Source organism: Rhodovulum strictum (assembly GCF_009649175.1).
GTDB classification, from domain to species: domain Bacteria; phylum Pseudomonadota; class Alphaproteobacteria; order Rhodobacterales; family Rhodobacteraceae; genus Rhodovulum; species Rhodovulum strictum.
The window spans coordinates 1-16,850 of sequence record NZ_WJPO01000042.1 but is presented as its reverse complement, the minus strand read 5'-3'; the positions used below and the strand labels follow the sequence as shown (position 1 = coordinate 16,850).

Genomic DNA, 16,850 nt, shown 5'->3' with positions numbered 1-16,850 from the left:
CTGCATCTGGGCGGCGTCCTGCTTGCCAGCAGCGTGCATCGCGAAAACCTCGCCCGCGCCATGATCACCGGCGACAAGCGCCCGTAAAGGGCACATATCCCCGGCCGCGCACCCGGCGGCCGGGGAACGCGGCGCCTCCGGTCTGACACGGGTTCGGATTGCGGCCTCTCGTGTAAACGCTTGCCCGGAAAGACGGGGGCGTGCCACAAATCCGGCAGGCGGGCGTCACGAAGGGGGCGAGGCATGCGTTTTCTGCTGGGTCTGCTGACGATCCTGATCGTTCTGGTGCTGGCCGTGCTGGTTCTGCGCCTGACCCATCCGCTGCCCGACCTGCCCGAGGACGGGGGCAAAGCCGCCCCTCCGGCCAGCGCCGATACCCGCCTCGGGGCTGCGATCCTGCCCTTGATGGCCGCGCATGAGGGGCTGAGCGGGGTGGTGCCGCTGGCCGATGGCCGCGATGCGCTGGCCGCGCGCATCCTGCTGGCACGGGCCGCCGAGACAAGCATCGACCTGCAATACTACATCTGGCAGATGGACACGACCGGCTGGCTTCTGCTCGAGGAATTGCGGGCCGCAGCCGAGCGTGGGGTCCGGGTGCGGCTGCTGCTCGACGACAACGGCATCCCGGGCCTCGATGCCGTGCTGGCCGATCTGGACGGGATGGAAAATGTCGAGATCCGCATCTTCAACCCCTTCACGATGCGCAGTCCCAAGCTCTTGTCCTATGCCTTCGACTTCTTCCGGCTGAACCGGCGGATGCACAACAAGTCGATGACGGTGGACAATGTCGCGACCGTCATAGGTGGGCGCAACATCGGCGACATCTATTTCGCCTATGGCGAGGGCACGGCCTTTCTGGACTTCGACGTACTGGCCGTCGGACCCGCGGCACGGGATGTTTCCGACACCTTTGCCGCCTACTGGACCAGCGGCTCGTCCTATGCCGCCGCAGACATCCTGCCCCACGCTGACGGCGGGCTTGACCAGATGGCCCGTGCCGTCGCCGAAGCGCGGGACAGCGCGCGCGGGTCGGATTATGCGGCGGCGGTTGCCGATGCGCCCGTTCTGTCGCGGGTGCTGGCGGGCGAGGACATCCTTGAATGGACAAGTGTCACGCTGGTCACCGACGATCCGGCCAAGGGGCTGGGCCAAGCCGGGGCAGACAGCCTGCTGATCGGCCGTCTGCCAATGCTGTTGGGGCGGCCAGAGCACAGTCTGGATCTTGTCTCTGCCTATCTCATCCCGGGCGATGCGGGCATGGCGCTGATCGAGGGCTATCTTGCGGACGGTATCCGCACCAGATTGGTGACGAACGCGCTCGAGGCGACGGATGTGGCGGCGGTTCACAGCGCCTGGATGGGATACCGCGCCCGGCTGGCGCAGGCGGGGGCCGAGATACTCGAACTGCGCGCGCAGCCCGACATGCCGGACGGCGCGTCGCTGCTGCAAATTCTGACCGGTTCGCAATCGAGCCTGCACGCCAAGACCTTCGTCGTCGATGGCGCGCGCATCTTCATCGGGTCGTTCAACTTCGATCCGCGCTCGGCCTCGCTGAACACCGAGATGGGGTTCCTGATCGACAGTCCCGCGATCGCCTCGGGCCTGTTGCGCACGCTGGACCGGACCGAGTTGTTCTATGCCGTCACCGCGGAACCGGATGGCGCGATCTCGTGGCGCGGGGCCAATTCGGGCGGCGAGGTCGTGACCTTCGCGCGCGAACCGAACACGACCGCCTTGCAGCGCGGTCTTGTCACCGTGATGAGCTGGCTGCCGCTGGAATGGCTTCTTTGATCCCTTGCTGGTGAAGACAAGGGCACAGGAGCGGGTTTGATGCTTGATCGGATCCCGGTCTTGCGGTCAGATTGCCGCACCCGGGAAGCCGCCCGACTGGCGGCACGGGTGCTGCGCATTTCAAGGGGAGGGGAAGTGAAATGACTTCATGGTTCCTGTGGCTGATTGTCGGCATCCTGTCGGTGATTGCCGGGTTCGTCGCTTTCGCGAACCCATTTGCCGCGACGCTGACCGCCACGTTGATGGCGGGCTTCATGTTCACGGCCATCGGCCTTCTGACGCTCTTTTCGGCGTTCCGGGATCAGGGCTGGCCCGCCCGCATCTGGGCCTTCATCCTTGGCGTCCTGCTCACCCTGTTCGGCATCAACCTGATCGCGAATCCGCTTGAGGGTGTTCTGGGCCTGACCTTCGCCGTGGCGATTCTGTTGATGGTCATCGGCGTGCTCAGGATCATCATTGCCTTCACCTCTGTTGCGGAGGGAACCCGAAGCATCCTTGTGGTGTCGGGTCTGCTCTCCATCGTGCTGTCGGCCATGATCTTCGCGAATTATCCCTGGTCCAGCGCCGTGGTGCTTGGGGTGTTCCTCGCGGTCGAGCTGATCTCGAACGGCGTATCTATGATCTATCTCGCACTGGACCGGCGTGCCCCGAAAAATGCCTGACGCATCCGCCACGCCCCTTGTTCCGGGCGAGGGTTGCGGCACCGCCCGACGTCGCCGCGGCGGTCCTGTGAGTGCGGTCTGCCTGGCGGCCATCCAACTGGCCGCCATCCTGATGCCCCCCGTCCTGCCCGCAATGGCCGAAGAAGCCGCATCGCGGAGCGTGCCCTACCTCACGATCCGCAACCGGACCGGCGATACCGATCCGCGCCGCTTCTACGGTTCCGAGCGCGGGGTTCTTGACGCCGGGTATTGCGACATCGCCGAGCGGCGGCTGGACATTCTGGCGCCGATCGCCGATGCCGCCCCCTTTCGCATTCCCGAGGAAATCCTGCGGGTCGCGGATATTCGGCCCATGCCGCGCGACGAGGTTCTGTCGGCCCTTGCGGCCAGCAGCGCGGGGGCCTCGCCGCTGCTTTATACGCATGGGTTCTACATCGACTTCGACAAGGGCTGCCGCCGGGCCGCGATCCTGCAAAGAAATGCCGGGCTTGAGGGGCGTTTCCTGTGGTTCAGCTGGCCATCGGACGGCAACCTGCTGAACTACACCCAAGACGAGGCCGACCTTTACTGGAGCGTGCTCGACATCGCCGAGGCGATCATCGAGCTTGCGGACCGTTTCGGCCCCGGCGTGGTCGATCTTGCCGGCCACAGCCTGGGCGCGCGCGGCATGGTGCTTGCGATCCATGACGTTGTGGCGCAGCGGCCCGAGGTGAAGCTGGGCGATCTCGTGCTGCTGGCGCCCGACATGGATTTCGACCTTTTCACCCGGCTTCTGCCGCGCATCCGGCCCGCCGTGCAAAGCATCACGGTCTATGTCGCCAGGGCCGACCGCCCGCTGGCGCTGTCGCAACAGGTGCATGGCTATCCGCGTCTTGGCCAGACCGGCAACGATGTGTCGCGTCTGGAGGGAGTCGAGGTGGTCGATCTGAGCGCGCTTCAGGTACGCAGCCCCACGGGGCATCTCTATCATGTCTACAATGCCGAGGTCGGTGCGGATATGGACCAGCTTCTGAACCAGGGGCTGTCGGCCGCCGCGCGCCGGAACATGGTGCAACTGGAGGCGAACCTGTGGCGCCTTGAGCCGGGAGAGTGACGCTGCGCCGCGGTCCGGCTGCCCGGCATGCGGCGGCCCGAAACGACGTAGGAGCGGGCCCGTTCGCACTGGCCCGAAGTCTTGACGGAAAGCGGCGCGGGGCTATCACGAAAGGGTGAGCCCCGGAAAAACGCGGGTTCATCGGGGGGAGGGAGATCGTGGGCAAGCGGATCCGCCTGATCATGGGCATGGTGGCGCTGTCGGCCGGGGCATTGCAGGCACAGGATGCCCCCGCCCCCGCCGTGGTGGCGGTGCCGGCCGAAATCTTGGACCTTGCGGAAACTGCCAGTTTCAACGGGCGGCTGGATGCCGACCGCCGTGTGGTGCTGGTTGCGCGGGTGGGCGGCACGCTGGAGGAGATCGGGTTTTCCGCGGGCGACCGGGTCGAGGAAGGCCAGCTTCTCTTCCGGATCGAGCAGGCGCTTTATGCCACCGCGGTCAAGGAGGCCGAGGGCGCACGGCTGGGGGCCGAAGCTGCCCGCGACCGGGCCCGGCTTGAACGCGACCGGCAGGCGGAACTGGTCGCCCGGCAGGCCGCCGCGCAGGCGGTGCTGGACAATGCCGAGGCGGAACTGGCCAGCCGCGAGGCGGATGTCATGCGGTTGTCGGCCGCGCTGGACCGGGCGCGGCTGAACCTGTCCTATACCGAGATCGCCGCGCCCTTTGCGGGCCGTATCGGTCCGGCCATGGTCGATGTCGGCGCGCTGATCGGACCCGAAGCGGGGGCGCTGGCAACGCTGTTCCGGCTTGACCCGATCCATGCCGAATTCACGGCGCCGACCGCGGCGCTGCGGACCTATCAGGAACGGATCGCGGCGGGCGAAGCCTCCAAGCTCGAGGCGGTGACGCTGCAACTGGCCAATGGCAGCACCTATGCGCTGCCGGGCGATGTCGATTTCGTGGACAGCGCCGTGAACCCGGGCACCGACAGCGTGACCATGCGCGCGCGGTTCGACAATCCCGAGGGGGTGCTGCTGGACGGGGAACTGGTGCGCGTCACCCTGACCTCGCACAAGCCCCGGGGCGAGCTTGCCGTGCCGCAGCAGGCGGTGCAGCGTGACGTTCAGGGTGCCTTTGTGCTGGTGGTGGGCGCGGGCAACCTGGCCGAGCAGCGCCGCGTGACGGTGGCCCGCAGCACGCAGGGCTATGCGGTCATCGCCGAGGGTCTGGCCGAGGGCGAGCGCGTCATCACCGAGGGGATCAACAAGGTGCGCCCGGGGGCCGTGGTCGACGCCGCCCCGGCCGGGGACGGCTAGAGCATGCTGGCCGATACCTTCATCCGTCGCCCCCGCCTGGCCGGGGTGATCTCGATCGTGCTGTTCCTTGCCGGTATCATCGCGCTGACGCGGATGCCGGTCGAGCAGTTTCCCGACATCGTGCCGCCGCAGGTTTCCGTGACCGCCAGCTATCCGGGCGCGGGCGCCGAGGTGGTGGAACAGACCGTGGCCCAGGTCATCGAGGATCAGGTGATCGGCGTCGATGACATGATCTACATGTCGTCCACCTCGGGCGCGGACGGCACCTATATCCTGAATATCAGCTTCGAGGTGGGCACCGATCCCGACATTGCCACGGTCAATGTGCAGAACCGCGTGGCGCTGGCCGAGCCGCTATTGCCCGCCGAAGTGCGCCAGACCGGCGTGCGGGTGGCCAAGAAATCCTCCTCGCTGCTGATGGGCGTGGCGCTTTACGCCGAGGATGACCGCGTGACCGGCGCGGACCTGACCAACTATGCCCGCATCAACCTGCTGGACGCGCTGAAGCGGGTCGAGGGCGTGGGCGATGCGTCGATGTTCGGCGCGAACCAGTTCGCGATGCGGATCGACCTGAATGTGGACCGGCTGGCGGCGCTGAACCTGACGCCGGGCGACGTGATGGCGGCCTTGCGCAGCCAGAACGTGCAGGCGGCCATCGGGCGGGTCGGCGGCCAGCCGGTGACGCAGGATCCCGGGCTGCAACTGAACATCACGACGCAGGGCCGTCTGGAAAGCCCCGAGGAATTCGCCCGCATCATCATCCGCGCCGCCGCCGATGGCAGCGTGGTCCGTGTCGGCGACGTGGCCGATGTCAGCCTTGGCGAGCGCAATTCGGACGTGACGACCAGCTTTGACGGTGCGCCGGCAACGCTGATCGGCATCTATCTTGCGCCCGGCGGAAACGCGATTGCCGCGGCTGACGGGGTCAAGGCGGCGATGGCGCGCGCTGCCGACCGCTTTCCCGAGGGCATGGCCTACAAGGTCGTTTCGGACAGTTCGGCCTTCGTGAAGGAAAGCATCGCCGAGGTGCAGCATACGCTGTTCGAGGCGTTCATCCTTGTCGTGCTGGTGGTCTTCCTGTTCCTCGGCTCGCTGCGCGCGACCATCGTGCCGCTTATCGCGGTGCCGGTGGCGCTGGTGGGCACCTTCGCGGTGATGCTGGCGATGGGCTTCACGCTGAACACCGTGTCGCTTCTGGCGCTGGTGCTGGCCATCGGCATCGTTGTGGACGATGCCATCGTGGTGGTCGAGGCGGTCGAGGCCAAGATGGCCGAGAACCCCTCGATGACGCCGGCCGAGGCGGCCTCGGCCGCGATGGGCGAGATCACCGGCGCCATTGTCGCGATCACGCTGGTACTCTTGTCCGTCTTTGTGCCGGTCGCGTTCATCCCCGGCATCTCGGGGCAATTGTTCCAGCAATTCGCGGTCGCGGTGTCGGTCTCGATGGTGATCTCGGCGATCAACGCGCTGACGCTGTCGCCCGCGCTGTGCGCCATCGTGCTGAAACCCCATCATGGCCCCCGCAAGGGCATCATGGGCCGCATATCGGCGGGTATCGACTTTGCCCGCGACCGCTATACGGCCGTCGCCGGTGCGCTGGCGCGGCGTGCGGTGCTGGGGCTGGTGTTGCTGGCGGGCGCGATGGTGCTGACGGCGGGTCTGTTCCGCGCGGTGCCGACCGGCTTTCTGCCCTCCGAGGATCAGGGCTCCTTCATCGTCGAGACGCGCCTGCCCGAGGCGGCGTCGGTGAACCGTACCGAGGCGGCGCAGCGTCAGGTGGAACAGATCCTGCTGGGCCTGCCGGGGGTGGACAGCGTCACCTCGGTGATCGGCTTTTCCATCCTCGACGGCATCACCAAGTCGAACGCCGCCTTTGCGCTGGTCACGATGCAGCCCTTCGAGGAGCGGACCACGGCAGAGACCTCGGTGTTCGCCGCCATCGGCCAGGCGATGCGGCAGGGGGCGGCGATCCGCGAGGCGCAGGTCATTGCCTTCAACCTGCCGCCGATTGCCGGGCTTGGCAGCGGCTCGGGCTTCGAGTTGCAATTGCTGGACAGCCAGGGGCGCCCCGCGGATGAGCTGGCCGCAACGGCGCGCGGTCTGGCATTTGCGGCGAATGGCGATCCGCGGCTTTCGGGTGTCTACACCACCTTCTCGGCCAACAGCCCGCAGCTTTTCCTGGATATCGACCGCGAGCGGCTTTATGCGCTGGGGATTTCCGTCTCGGACGTCTTTGCGGCGCTGCAACCCACGCTGGGCTCGGCCTATGTGAACGATTTCAACATGTTCGGCCGGTCCTGGCAGGTGCGGATGACGGCCGCGCCCGAGGATCGCGATCAGGTCGGCGATATCGCGCGCGTCCATGTCCGCTCGGCCAGCGGCCAGATGGTGCCGGTGGGCGCCTTTGCCAGCGTCGATTACACGGTCGGGCCGATGTCGCTGCAACGCTACAACAACCAGCGCGCCACGAAGATCAGCGGCGAGCCTGCGCCGGGCGTGGCGTCGGGCGACGCGCTCAGCGCGATGGAGGAGGTCGCCGCCGCCAACCTGCCGCCCGGTTTCGATGTCGAATGGACCGGCACCGCATTGCAGGAGAAACAGGCGGCCGGGCAGACGGCGGCGATCCTGGGCCTTGCGGTGCTGTTCGCCTATCTGTTCCTTGTCGCGCTTTACGAAAGCTGGACGATCCCGGTGCCGGTACTGTTGTCGGTCACTTTCGGGGTGGCGGGCGCGATGCTGGCCTTGCTGTTGACGGGGCTGCCCTTCAACATCTATGCGCAGATCGGGCTGGTCGTGCTGCTTGCGCTGGCCGCGAAGAACGCGATCCTGATCGTGGAATTCGCCAAGGCGCGGCGCGAGGCGGGCGTGGCGATCGCGGATGCCGCCATCGCAGGCGCCCATGCCCGGTTCCGGGCGGTGATGATGACAAGCTTTGCCTTTATCGCGGGGCTGATCCCGCTGGTCACTGCCGAGGGGGCCTCGATGCTGTCGCGCCGCGCGGTTGGCACCGGGGTTGCAGGCGGCATGCTGGCGGCGGCGCTGGTGGGGATCTTCGTCATTCCCGCGCTTTACGTCGCCTTCCAGACGCTGCGCGAAAGGGTTCGGCGCAAGCCGTCCTGAGCCGCGGCCAGGGCGGGTCGGCGTGCGCCCGCCTGCATCCTGTCACGATCGCGAAGGTCCGGCGCTTTGGCATTGTGTGCCGGACCCGCTGGCGGCATCCTGTGCGGAAAAATCCGTGAGGGGAGCAGACCCATGCAGACCAATCGACGCCAGTTCGCGCTGGGGCTTGCCTGCCTTGGGCTTGCGGCCTGTGCGCGCGCGGAGCCGGGCCGGCTGGGCACCGCCGCGCCGGGGGGCCTGCCCGACGATCTGCGCCCCGCGCCGAACAGCGCCTATGACGCCTGGATCGCGTCGTTCCGCGACCGCGCCGGGGCGCAGGGGATATCGCAATCCACGCTGTCAGCGGCCTTTCGCGGCACAGGCTATCTGCCCGGCGTCGTCACGCGCGACCGCAACCAGACCGAGTTCACCCGCACGCTTGAGGATTACCTGTCCATCGCCGTGTCCGAGGAACGGGTGCAGAAGGGGCGTGCCGCCCTTGCCCGGCATCGCGGCACGCTGGCCGCCATCGAGGATCGCTATGGCGTCGAGGCGCAGATCGTCACCGCGATCTGGGGGCTTGAAAGCTTTTATGGCGAGCGGCGGGGCGAGGTGCCGGTGATCTCGTCCACCTCGACGCTGGCCTTTGACGGGCGGCGCGGGCGGTTCTTTGAACAGCAGCTGGTGGCGGCGCTGCGGATCGTGCAGGACGGCGACATTGCGCCCGCCCGCATGACCGGCAGCTGGGCGGGCGCAATGGGACATACGCAGTTCATGCCGACCTCCTATCTGCAATTCGCGGTGGATTTCACCGGGGACGGGCGGCGCGACATCTGGTCGGACGATCCGAGCGACGCCCTTGCCTCGGCGGCGGCCTACCTTCAGCGCAATGGCTGGACACGCGGGCTGCGATGGGGGGGCGAGCTTGGCGCGGGCGGGCCGTCCGGCACGGTGATCCAGCCGCAGCCGGGTGGCCCCAGCTTTGCCACGACCGCCAATTTCCGCGTGATCAAGCGTTACAACAATTCCGATGCCTATGCGATCGGGGTGGGGCATCTGGCCGACCGGATCGGCGGGGCCGGGCCGTTGCGCGCCAGTTTTCCGCCCGATGCCAACGGTCTGACCAAGGCGGACCGGATCAGCTTGCAGCAACGGCTTACGGCGCGCGGCTTCGATACCCAGGGTACGGACGGGGTGATCGGCCGCAACACCGAAACCGCGATCCGCGCCTATCAGGCGAGCCGAGGCTTGCCGGTCACCGGAACACCCTCGCCGGGACTGCTTCAAAGCCTGCTGTGACAGCGGGCGCCGTGGCAGCGCCCCCCCGACAGCCGCGATAAGGGCTCTGCAAGGGGCCAGATCGGCAAGTCGTCGGTTCGCACGATCCCGCCGGAAAACCGATTTCCCGTGACGGACTTGCAATCGGGGAGGGATTGGACTCTACTGGCGCCCACCTGATGGGTAGTCGCCCGCGCGGTCCTGCGCATGGAGTGATGCGGCCGCCCGTTGCTTCGCTGGCAGCAGCGTCCTCGCAATATCCACGTGCGGGCGCGGTCTGTCGCCAAACGAACGATGGAAAGATCAGGGGGATCTTCATGAAATCCAGAATCTTCGGGGCAATCGTGTTGATTGCCATTGCAAGCACTTCCGGCACGACTGCCGCCGCGGATGAATGCGCCGACGTCTCGATTGCGGAAATGAACTGGGCATCGGCCGAATTCATGGCCAATGTGGACGCGCTGATCCTGGAACTGGGATATGGCTGCAACGTGTCGCTTGTGCCGGGCGCGACCGAAACCACCTTTGCGTCGATGGAAACCCGCGGGCAACCCGATGTGGCGCCCGAATTGTGGATCAATTCTGTGCGCATCGCGCTGGAGGCGGCAAAGGCCGATGGCGCGCTGCACGCGCTGAACGATGGCCCGATCACGGATCTGGGCGAAGGCTGGTGGGTGACGCCCGCCTTCGCCGAAGCCCATCCCGAGCTTGATACCGTGGAAAAGGTTCTGGCCCGTCCCGATCTGTTCCCCCATCCCGAAAACCCCTCGCGCGGGGCCTTTGTCGGCTGTCCGGCCGGGTGGGGCTGCCAGCTGGTCAATGCGAACCTGTTCCGTGCCTTCGGCATGGAGGAAAAGGGATGGATCATGGTCGATCCCGGCTCTGCCGCCGGGCTGGACGGGTCGATGGCCCGGGCCGTCGAACGGGGGACGCCGTGGTTCGGCTATTACTGGTCGCCCACGGCCATGATCGGGCGCTACAACATGGTCCTGCTGCCGTTCGAGGCCGAATGGGCCGGCAGCGACAACTGGGATGGCTGCATCGCGTTGTCCGAACAGGATTGCCTTGATCCACAGGCCACCTCCTGGACCGTGTCGGAGGTTGAAACCGTGGTGACCACGCGCTTTCTGGAAACGGCGGGCGTTGCGCGCGACTATCTTGCAGCGCGGGTGTTTCCGGGCGACGTGATGAATGCGATGCTCGTCTACATGAACGAGAACCAGGCCACCGGCGAAGAAGCCGCGTTCGAGTTTCTTGCCAATCACCAAGACATCTGGGCCGCCTGGGTGCCCGAGGATGTCGCGAACCGCATCCGCGCCGGGCTTTGAGTCCGGCTGCCTGAACTGACGGATGGGGCGCCTTGCGGCGTCCTGTCCCCGTCTGCATTCAGCAAGGAGTGCGCGTCATGGATTTCCTGACAACCTTTCCGTCCATGGGCCGCGCCGATCTGGCCGCCCTGCGACGCGGCATAGATGCCGGTTTCCGCGATTTCTCGCGCGAATGGGGCGAAGCCATCGAGGCTTTCTTTCATCCGCTGCTGCGATTTCTGGTCTGGTTCGACAATCTTCTGGTGAACACGCCCTGGCCCATCATCCTGGGGGCCATCGGCGTTCTGGTCTGGGCCGGGTCGCGCAGCTGGCTGATGACGCTGGGCAGCGTGGCCGCGTTCTTCCTGATCGGCTATTTCGGCATGTGGCATGACACGATGTCGACGCTGGCCATCATCTCGGTCGCGACGATCCTGTGCGTCGCCATCGGCATTCCGCTGGGCATCCTGATGGCGCGCTCCAACCGCGCGCAATCGACGATCACGCCGGTTCTGGACGTGATGCAGACCATCCCCTCCTTCGTCTATCTCATCCCTGTCGTCATGCTTCTGGGCATCGGGCGGGTGCCGGGCCTGATCGCGGTCTGCATCTATGCCCTGCCGCCCATCGTGCGGCTGACAAATCTGGGCATCCGGCTGGTGGATCGCGACGTGCTGGAGGCCGCGACGGCTTTTGGCGCGTCGAACTGGCAGAAGCTGTGGGGGGTGCAGGTGCCGCTGGCGCTGCCCAACATCTTTGCCGGCATCAACCAGACGATCATGATGGCGCTGGCGATGGTGGTGATCGCCTCGATGATCGGGGTGCAGGGTCTGGGGGTTCCGGTCCTGCGTGCGATTTCCAACCAGTATCTGGCGCTAGGCATCATGAACGGGCTGGCGATCGTCGCGCTGGCGATCATCTTCGACCGGGTGTCGCAACGCTATGGCCAGCGCCTTCAGGCGCATCGCAAGGGGCAGGGGCAATGAGTGACGCCAAGATCTCGATCCGTAACCTGTACAAGATCTTCGGCAAGTCCCCGGACAGTGTTCTGGCGCTGGTGCGCGAGGGTCTGTCCAAGGAGGATCTGCTGGCGCATCACGATCATGTGCTCGGGATCAACGATGTCAGCCTGGATATCCAGCCGCACGGCTTGCAGGTCATCATGGGATTGTCGGGGTCGGGAAAATCGACCCTGATCCGCCATATCAACCGCCTGATCGACCCGACAGCCGGGGAAATCCTGATTGACGGCGAAGACGTGCTGCGCATGTCCGAGCGCCAGTTGCGTGACCTGCGGCGGTTCAGGACCTCGATGGTCTTCCAGAAATTCGGCCTTCTGCCGCATCGCAGGATCCTTCAGAACGTGGCCTACGGGTTGCAGGTGCAGGGCCGATCCGAAACGGACAGCACAAGGGCCGCGCGCCACTGGATCGCGCGGGTGGGTCTTGACGGCTACGAAAACCACTACCCCGCCCAGCTTTCGGGCGGCATGCAGCAGCGCGTGGGGCTGGCGCGCGCCCTGGCCACCGATGCCGATATCCTGTTGATGGACGAAGCCTTTTCCGCGCTCGATCCGCTGATCCGCACCGAGATGCAGGGCATCTTGCTGGAATTGCAGCAGGAACTGCACAAGACCATCGTCTTCATCACGCATGATCTGGACGAGGCGCTGCGGCTTGGCGACAATATCGCGATCCTGCGCGATGGCGCGGTCGTGCAGCAGGGCAGCGCGCAACAGATCGTGCTGCGGCCCGCCGATGCCTACATCCACGATTTCGTCAAGGATATCAATCGGGGGCGCGTCATCCGGCTTGGCTCGCTGGTCGAGGGCGACGCCCCGGAGGGGCCGGTTCTGCCGCATGACACCCTGCTTGAGGACGCGCTTCTGCACCTGTCCGACGCACCGGGACAGCGCGTCGCCGTTTCGGACAGGACCGGCCGGATCGTCGGCGGGGTAGACCTGAAATCGGCCATCCGCGCGATCCACGCATGACGCGCAAAACTCACTCGGCCGCGGCGATCTCAAGCGTGATGCGAGAGTACCAGTCCGCGACCGCCCGGATTTCCTCGTCGGTCATGTCGGCGGCGATTTCGGACATGATCGCGTGACGGCGCTTGCCGCTGCGGAACGCCTTGAGCTGGGTGTCGATGTAGATGTTGACCTCGCCCGCAAGGTTCGGCGCATTCAGCGCGACCGAAATGCCGTCGACCCCGTGGCAGGACACGCAGGCCACGGGCGCATCGGCGGCGCTGACACCGTCGGGTAGGGTTGCCGTGGCCGTATGCGCGGCATACCAGGCCGCAACGTCCGAAATCTGTTGCGCCGACAGGCTTGCAGACACGACCGACATGATCTCGTGTTCCCGGGCGCCGGTCTTGAAGGCCATCAGTTGGGCCTCGATATATTCCTTCGGCTCGCCACCGATATGGGGGGCAATCGGAACCTGCGCGTAGCCGTCAATCCCATGACAGGTCCGGCACATGTTCGCCACCTGCCGACCGGCCGCCGGATCCTCGGCCGCGGCAGGGCCGCCCCCGGCGAGCGCAAGCCCGCCGAGAACGAAAAGCACCGCAAGCCGCATTACTCGGCCGGTGCCGGGTTGTAGGCGATGCGCCAGATCGCGCCCGCGAAGTCGTCCGAGACCAGCATCGAGCCATCGGGCAGGAAGGCAATGTCCATCGGACGACCGCGATATTCGCCCGTGTCCTCGTTCAGCCAGCCATCGGCAAAAACCTCGGTCCCGGCGGCGTTGCCGTCTTCGTCCAGCGCGGTGAACATCACCCGGGCGCCGACCGGCGTGGTGCGGTTCCACGATCCATGCTGGGCCGAGAAGATGCCGCCGCGATACTTCTCGGGGAAGGAATTGCCCCGGTAGAAGCTCATGCCCAGATCGGCGGCATGGGCCGGCATCTCGACCTGCGGTTCGATGAACTCGACGCCTTCGGGCCGCGGCACGTTCCTGTATTCCGGAATCTCGACGCGCGCATTGGTCCAGGGGAAGCCGAAATGCTGGCCCGCCGCGGTCTGGCGGTTCAGCTCGCCCGGCGGGATGTCGTCCCCCATGCCGTCCACCTGGTTGTCGGTGAACCACAGATCGCCATTGGCCGGGTTGAAGTCATGGCCGACCGAATTGCGGATGCCGCGGGTATAGACCTCGCGGCCAGAGCCGTCGGTGTTGATCCGGATGATGCCGCCGATGCCGATCTGGTCATACATCTCGTGCTTCTCGACCGGCTGCACGTTGTAGGGCTGGCCGAGCGAGATATAGAGCTTGCCATCCGGCCCCACGCGGCAGACCCGGGCAGTGTGGTTGAAGCTTTCCTCCTCGGGCGGAACCAGCGCGCCCTGCGCCACCACGACGCCCACGGCCGGATCCGGACCCTCGAAGAAGAACTCGGCCGCCGGAAAGACGAGAACGCGGTTGCGCTCGGCGATGTACAGGAACCCGTCGCGCGAGAAGCAGGGACCGTTGGGAATGTCGAAGGTAATCGACGGGGCGAAATCCATGACCTGATCGGCCACCCGGTCGCGGTCGCGGTCGACCACCGACCAGACCTTGTCCTTGCGCGTGCCGACGAAGACGACCGTTCCCTGCGGCGCAACCGCCATCGAACGCGCGTCGGGCACGATCGCGTAAAGGCTGATCTCGAAGCCCTCGGGCACGTTGATATGCGGAACGATGGCGTTCAGCGCCGCAGCCCGGTCCCCGCCCTGATCGACGAAGGTGAACGTCGCATCCGTGCGCTGCATGTTCGTCAGCTTGTCCATGTTGTCCTGCGCGGCAAGCGGCATGGCCATCACGGTGCCGAGCAAAAGCCCGCCAAGCACTCTTTTCCTGAGCATTCCTGTCCTCCCGATATGGTGAATCCCTTGCGACGGGGATTCGGTTGTCGCTCCTCCTGCGACAACGTGACCATTGGGCGCCGTTAACCTTGTGTCAAACTTTATAATTGTTCTAATGCATCTTGACCTCCGCAGCGGCAGGTCCAGACTTTGGAGCTTGGGCTGAGTTTTCCGGCCATCTGCTCGGGGAGGCTGCCGCTTTCTGTCCCGTCACCGAGGACAGAGGGGCAAGGCGTGATGAGTGGGGCATGAACCGCGCCGGGTGTCCATCGTCAGGTTTTTTCGGAACTGACCTGCCCCCCGGAACGTCCCTCGTTCATAACGAGAGTCCTTGGGTTTGATAGTGGTCATTTTCGGGTTGGGCAAGCGCGCCGGGCGCGGAGCCATCAAGTTGCTCAAGCTTCGGGCGCGCTTCTGCTGGGGTCATTCCGCCGAGCGAGGAATGCGGCCTGACGTTGTTGTAGAGGTAGCGCCAGAGGGCCAGCGTCCTGCGGGCATCTGCAAGGCTGTCGAAGATTTCCTCGTTTAACCCTGTAAGTAAAGAACCAGTAATTACTACCGCGCGTGACGCGGGCGCGACGCGCGAGGGTCGACCACCACCTTTGCCCTGACCAAGACCTATGCCTCCGGCGCGCAATCCTGGGCGCGAACGATCATCAAACCTGTGGCGGGCACCGTCACCGTGTCGCTGAACGGGGTGACGCAAGGGTCCGGCTGGTCCGTCAACACCACCACCGGGATCATCACCTTCGCTGTTCCGCCCACCACCGGCGCGGTGATCCGGGCCGGGTTCGAATTCGACGTGCCGGTGCGCTTTGACACCGACGAGCTGCCCGTCACGCTCGACATCGAACGCACCGGCTCCATCCCCACCATTCCCCTGATCGAGGTGCGTCGATGACCCCGCCCAAAGACCGCAACTCGATGGGCTTCGTGGCCTATGTTTCACTGGCCCTCGCCCTTTCTGCCCAAGGCGGCGCGGCGATCTGGTGGGCCGGGATCATCAACACCCGCGTCGCGATGATCGAACGGCAGGTCACCGAGCTCTCCGTCATCCGCCCCGAGCAAATCCGCGACATGGCCGAGGCCCTGCGCGCCATTGCGGTCATCGAAGAGCGGATGATCCGCCTTGACGAGAACATCGCCCGCATCGGCGCCGCCGTCGGCCGCCTCGAACAACAGGACCGCACCCCATGAAGACCCTGCCCGCAGGTTTCCAAGCGCATTTGGACGAAGGCACGACCACCCTCGCGTGGTGTTGGCGGCTGCAACGCCGCGATGGCGCGGTGTTCGGCTTCACCGATCATGACCTCACCCTCACCTTTGCAGGCACCAGCTTCGAACCCGAGACCGGCTTTGTCGCCAGCGAGATCAGAAGCCTCGGCGATCTGTCGGTTGACGCCCAGGACGTGCAAGGCGCGCTCAGGTCAGACCGGATCACCGAGACCGATATCGCAGATGGCCTCTGGGACAATGCTGCGGTCGAAGTATGGCTGGTGAACTGGCAAGCCGTCAGCCAGCGCGTGCTGATGCGCCGGGGCAGCATCGGCGAGATCAGGCGCGGGCGGCATGCCTTCACGGCCGAAGTGCGAGCGTTAGCGCATCTTCTGAACCAGCCGGTGGGGCGCACATTTCAGTATTTCTGCGACGCGACGCTGGGTGATGCCCGCTGCGGGGCGAACCTGACGGGCGCCCTGTATCGCGGCACTAGCGCTGCGACAGCCACGATCGGAGACCGGCGGTTCACCGTCGCGACCGGCCTTGGGGCCTTTGCCTCGGGCTGGTTCGATTTCGGGGTGGTGGAATGGACCTCCGGCGCCAATGCCGGGCGGAGGGCGGAGGTGGCAAGCCACACGCTGGCCAGCGGCACAGCCACGATCACCCTGATGGAAGCGCCCGTGCGCCCGATCACACCGGGAGATTTCTTCGCCATCACCGCAGGCTGCGACAAGCGCCACGCCACCTGCCGCGACCGGTTCGGCAATGCGCTGAACTTCCGCGGTTTCCCATCAATCCCTGGCGACGATCTGGTGACGCATTACCCGAACGAGACCGACGCCAACTCCGGCGCGCCCCTGCGCCCCCTTGCCGATGGCTGAGACCCGCGCCCCGGCTGATTCCGCCCGCGTGGTGGCGATCGCGGAAGGCTGGCTCGGCACGCCCGACCTCCATCAAGCCTCCGTCCGGGGTCTTGGCTCCGATTGCCTCGGACTTGCCCGCGGCATCTGGCGCGATCTGCACGGGGCCGAACCCGTCGCCCCGCCGCCCTACACCCGCGACTGGGGCGAGAGCAGCGGCCGAGAAGTGATGTGGGAGGCCGCCCGGGCTTTCCTGATCGAGATCCCCGTGGGCGCCGCCGAACCCGGGGCACTGATACTGTTCCGTATGGTGGCAAGCGGCCCGGCCAAGCACTGCGGCATCCTCGTGCCCGGCCCTGCACACATCGCCCGATGAGGCGGCCGCGCTTGTCATCGGGCCCCCTTTTTTCGCCCGCAGGCTCGAAGCCGTGCGATGCGCCTT

The 16,850-nt window shown here is 66.1% G+C and carries 14 protein-coding genes and 2 pseudogenes; 13 read left to right on the top strand and 3 right to left on the bottom strand.

The window, feature by feature from the left end:
* The first annotated feature begins 243 nt into the window (after positions 1-243).
* The 9 genes from GH815_RS17655 (at position 244) to GH815_RS17615 (ending at position 12,479) form a co-directional block, all read left to right on the top strand.
* The gene (locus tag GH815_RS17655) at positions 244-1,791 is read left to right on the top strand and encodes a phospholipase D family protein (protein WP_153750055.1); all 1,548 of its coding nucleotides are present in this window, start codon (positions 244-246) and stop codon (positions 1,789-1,791) included.
* A gap of 140 nt (positions 1,792-1,931) precedes the next feature.
* The gene (locus tag GH815_RS17650; protein ID WP_153750054.1) at positions 1,932-2,453 is read left to right on the top strand and encodes an HdeD family acid-resistance protein; all 522 of its coding nucleotides are present in this window, start codon (positions 1,932-1,934) and stop codon (positions 2,451-2,453) included.
* Positions 2,446-3,546 carry an alpha/beta hydrolase gene (locus GH815_RS17645; protein ID WP_246176518.1) on the top strand — a complete coding sequence of 367 codons (1,101 nt, stop codon included), beginning with the start codon at positions 2,446-2,448 and terminating at the stop codon, positions 3,544-3,546. Before GH815_RS17650 ends, GH815_RS17645 begins: the two co-directional genes overlap by 8 nt.
* A 158-nt stretch (positions 3,547-3,704) precedes the next feature.
* A complete protein-coding gene (locus GH815_RS17640; protein ID WP_211365124.1) occupies positions 3,705-4,802 on the top strand; it encodes an efflux RND transporter periplasmic adaptor subunit in 1,098 nt (365 codons plus the stop codon).
* 3 nt (positions 4,803-4,805) lie between these two features.
* A complete protein-coding gene (locus GH815_RS17635) occupies positions 4,806-7,922 on the top strand; it encodes an efflux RND transporter permease subunit (RefSeq protein WP_153750053.1) in 3,117 nt (1,038 codons plus the stop codon).
* Between the two features lie 132 nt (positions 7,923-8,054).
* Positions 8,055-9,200 (top strand): lytic murein transglycosylase, encoded by a 1,146-nt coding sequence (locus GH815_RS17630; protein WP_153750052.1) that lies wholly within the window; start codon positions 8,055-8,057, stop codon positions 9,198-9,200.
* Between the two features lie 296 nt (positions 9,201-9,496).
* Positions 9,497-10,507: a glycine betaine ABC transporter substrate-binding protein gene (locus GH815_RS17625; protein WP_153750051.1), complete on the top strand. Its 1,011-nt coding sequence runs from the start codon at positions 9,497-9,499 to the stop codon at positions 10,505-10,507.
* 77 nt (positions 10,508-10,584) lie between these two features.
* Positions 10,585-11,472 carry an ABC transporter permease gene (locus GH815_RS17620; RefSeq protein WP_153750050.1) on the top strand — a complete coding sequence of 296 codons (888 nt, stop codon included), beginning with the start codon at positions 10,585-10,587 and terminating at the stop codon, positions 11,470-11,472.
* A complete protein-coding gene (locus GH815_RS17615; protein WP_153750049.1) occupies positions 11,469-12,479 on the top strand; it encodes a quaternary amine ABC transporter ATP-binding protein in 1,011 nt (336 codons plus the stop codon). The genes GH815_RS17620 and GH815_RS17615 overlap by 4 nt, the downstream gene beginning before the upstream one ends.
* Before the next feature lie 10 nt (positions 12,480-12,489).
* On the opposite strand, the gene GH815_RS17610 is transcribed toward GH815_RS17615, so the two are convergent.
* The 3 genes and pseudogenes from GH815_RS17610 to GH815_RS17600 form a co-directional block, all read right to left on the bottom strand.
* Entirely contained in the window at positions 12,490-13,068 is a 579-nt protein-coding gene (locus GH815_RS17610) for a c-type cytochrome (protein ID WP_153750048.1), read from the bottom strand.
* Positions 13,068-14,285 (bottom strand): PQQ-dependent sugar dehydrogenase, encoded by a 1,218-nt coding sequence (locus GH815_RS17605; RefSeq protein ID WP_246176519.1) that lies wholly within the window; start codon positions 14,283-14,285, stop codon positions 13,068-13,070. Before GH815_RS17605 ends, GH815_RS17610 begins: the two co-directional genes overlap by 1 nt.
* Positions 14,286-14,646: 361 nt before the next feature.
* Positions 14,647-14,859, bottom strand: a pseudogene (locus GH815_RS17600) (integrase core domain-containing protein); the annotation flags it as partial.
* A 57-nt stretch (positions 14,860-14,916) separates the two neighbouring features.
* On the opposite strand from GH815_RS17600, the pseudogene GH815_RS17595 reads away from it, so the two are divergent.
* The 4 genes and pseudogenes from GH815_RS17595 to GH815_RS17580 all read left to right on the top strand — a co-directional run.
* A pseudogene (locus GH815_RS17595) lies at positions 14,917-15,231 on the top strand (DUF2460 domain-containing protein); the annotation flags it as partial.
* Between the two features lie 23 nt (positions 15,232-15,254).
* On the top strand, positions 15,255-15,527 hold the full coding sequence (locus tag GH815_RS17590) for a hypothetical protein (protein ID WP_246176516.1): 273 nt from the start codon (positions 15,255-15,257) through the stop codon (positions 15,525-15,527).
* Positions 15,524-16,429 (top strand): DUF2163 domain-containing protein, encoded by a 906-nt coding sequence (locus GH815_RS17585; RefSeq protein WP_153750045.1) that lies wholly within the window; start codon positions 15,524-15,526, stop codon positions 16,427-16,429. Before GH815_RS17590 ends, GH815_RS17585 begins: the two co-directional genes overlap by 4 nt.
* Positions 16,422-16,784, top strand: a complete 363-nt coding sequence (locus tag GH815_RS17580) for a C40 family peptidase (RefSeq protein WP_246176514.1) — start codon at positions 16,422-16,424, stop codon at positions 16,782-16,784. The genes GH815_RS17585 and GH815_RS17580 overlap by 8 nt, the downstream gene beginning before the upstream one ends.
* The last annotated feature ends 66 nt before the right edge of the window (positions 16,785-16,850 follow it).